This window comes from Shouchella rhizosphaerae, from assembly GCF_900142675.1.
Classification (GTDB): Bacteria; Bacillota; Bacilli; order Bacillales; family Bacillaceae_D; genus Shouchella; species Shouchella rhizosphaerae.
The window spans coordinates 1-883 of record NZ_FRBS01000005.1 but is presented as its reverse complement, the minus strand read 5'-3'; the positions used below and the strand labels follow the sequence as shown (position 1 = coordinate 883).

At 45.9% G+C, this 883-nt stretch carries 1 protein-coding gene; it reads right to left on the bottom strand.

Going from position 1 to position 883, the window contains the following annotated elements; translation table 11 throughout:
- A partial coding sequence (locus tag BUC05_RS14150; protein WP_142237566.1) for an SH3 domain-containing protein occupies positions 1–883 on the bottom strand: 883 nt, incomplete at both ends.

Below are 883 nucleotides of genomic sequence, written 5' to 3'. Positions count from 1 at the left end.
TAGCGTCAGTTTCAGGCTCTTGTTCGTCTGTGCTAGGATCGGTTTCAGGCTCTTGAGGCTCTTCTAGGCTGCTTTCATCAGTAGAGTCATTCTCTTCAGAAGGAGCTTCTTCCGATGCTGGTAAGTTGCTTTCTTCGTTTTCAGCGTCGTTTTCCGTGTCAGTCGTTTCGCTAGCTTGCTCATTTTCATCAGCTACATGGTCGTCTTCTTCAACTGTTTGGTCATTTGCCTCGTCTGAGTGAGGAACAGTGTCGTTCTCATCGATTGATGGCTCTTCTGCATGTTCGTCTGTGTCTCGTTCTTTGTCAGGTGAAACGTCTTGTTTGTCTTCTTCTTTTTCAACTTCATCAATAGGCTGTTGTTTCTCTGATGGACTGTTTTCTAAGTCGGCAACATCGTTTTCTTCGTTCACGCTTTCGTTCGCTTCCTCGTTTGTTTCCACTTCTGGAGCAATTGGTGCGAAAGAGAACGTACGTGCCATGACTTGGACAGTCGGTTTGGCTTCTGTTAGCTTGACGTACTGGGAAGAGACCCAGCCAGTTTGTGAGCCGACTTTAACATAATACCAGCTCCCTTGTTTCTTTAAGATGTCTAGCTGTTGGCCGTTGTTCAAGGTTGTGATAATTTTGCTCGATGTATTCGGATCAACGCGAAGGTTTAGACGTGCTGTCGTTGTCCCTCTGTCGATAACCGTCTCAACTGATTCTGTTTTGGCTTGGTTGTTGCTCACGTTCAAATAGTCTGCAGAAACCCATCCAGTACGGTTTCCTGCTTTAACTTGATACCAACCACCTTGCTTTTTAAGCAACTCGACTTTTTGTCCTTTAGCAAGGGTAGTGATGATGCTGTGGTTAGTGCCTGCTCCAGAACGCAAGTTAAGGCG